Source organism: Sandaracinobacteroides sp. (assembly GCF_057137845.1).
This window is the reverse complement of the sequence record NZ_DBNHFX010000159.1, coordinates 1-1,376: the sequence shown is the minus strand read 5'-3', so window position 1 is coordinate 1,376 and position 1,376 is coordinate 1. Positions and strand designations below refer to the sequence as shown.

Genomic DNA, 1,376 nt, shown 5'->3' with positions numbered 1-1,376 from the left:
CGCCAGGGCGGGGGCTTGTGCGCTGCCAACGAGCGCAGCGATGACCAGTTTCTGCATAGGCCATTGCTAGCGGCCCCGGTATCATATGGGCAAGACGCTTGATCGCCAGACACTGCAATCTGCTGGCACCGCCGAAATTGACGACCAGCCGTCACTGCGTCAGAATTGCTGCGACTTTCCGTCGACCAAAGGGGCAACAGCCGGATGCTGACAGGTGGCTTCGCTTTGCGCAGCGGTGGCGGCGGCAGGTCTGTTGTCGTTCACCTCGGCGTCCGATCTCCAGTGGGGTTCCACACAGCAACAGCTGCCCGTCGTCGCGCGCCCGGCATTCCCGTGCGGTAGCGGCGGGCAGTCGGCGGCAAACCCGGCACGCGCATTGATGGTCGCTGCTGCAATGGCAAAGCCAGCCAGCGGCGCGGGCGACATCCCGCTCTACCGCGATCTTGCACATTCGCCATTCCGGCTATCCACGGCCAACAAGCGGGCGAGGCAGTGGTTCTCGCAGGGGCTGCTGTTCACCTACGGGTTCAACCATGCCGGGGCGGTCGCATCGTTCCGCAAGGCGCAGAATCTGGATCCCGACTGCGCCATGTGCTGGTGGGGCGAAGCGCTGGCGCTCGGGCCAAACATCAACGCCCCGATGGACGACCGCGACCGGGACGCAGCTCTCGCAGCGCTCGACCGCGCGGTGGCTCTGAAAGCGAACGCCTCACCGACCGAGCAGGCGCTGATCGACGCACTCGCTCGGCGCTACAGCCGCGATCCAGGCGCGAACCGCGCCCAGCTCGACAACGCCTATGCGCGGGCGATGCTCGATGTCGCGCACCGGTTCGCTGCCGACGACGACATCGCCGTGCTTGCAGCGGAAGCCGTGATGGACACCACGCCATGGAACTACTGGCAGGCCGACGGCAGGACGCCAATCGGCCTGAGCGCCGACGCGCGCAGGCTTCTGGAAACGGTGCTCGCGCGCAACCCGGATCATGTGCAGGCCGCCCATCTGTTCATCCATCTTGTCGAAGCAAGCGACCCGGCACGCGCCGAGGCTGCTGCAGGCAACCGGGCAGCGCCGGCTGCCGCCACCGCAGCATTCGAAAAGGCCTGGGCAGGCGACCACAGCACCCTCAGGATGGAACGGCTGTAACCAGCGCCGGTTGATCGCCAACCGGTGGCGCGTCCGGCTCAGTCCCCCGTCACCGGCGGCACGGTCTGGCCCGGCGTCAGGTCGGTCGCGGCGCCCGATGCAATTGCCAGCATCCTGTTCAACGGCAGCAGCGCGCGCAGCCGCAGTTCTTCCGGCACGTCCAGTTCCGGTTTCATGTCGCGCAGCGCCAGATACAGCTTTTCCATCGTGTTCAGCGCCATGAACGGGCACA

General features: G+C 66.6%; 2 protein-coding genes. One reads left to right on the top strand and one right to left on the bottom strand.

All coding sequences use genetic code 11. The features are described from left to right. Positions 1-214 precede the first annotated feature (214 nt). Positions 215-1,144 carry a hypothetical protein gene (locus AC16JP_RS09070; RefSeq protein WP_484340291.1) on the top strand — a complete coding sequence of 310 codons (930 nt, stop codon included), beginning with the start codon at positions 215-217 and terminating at the stop codon, positions 1,142-1,144. Positions 1,145-1,182: 38 nt separating this feature from the next. Here the strand turns inward: AC16JP_RS09070 and nadA are convergent. Next, positions 1,183-1,376 (bottom strand): quinolinate synthase NadA (gene nadA, locus AC16JP_RS09065; RefSeq protein WP_484340290.1); only part of this gene is annotated, 194 nt, incomplete at its 5' end.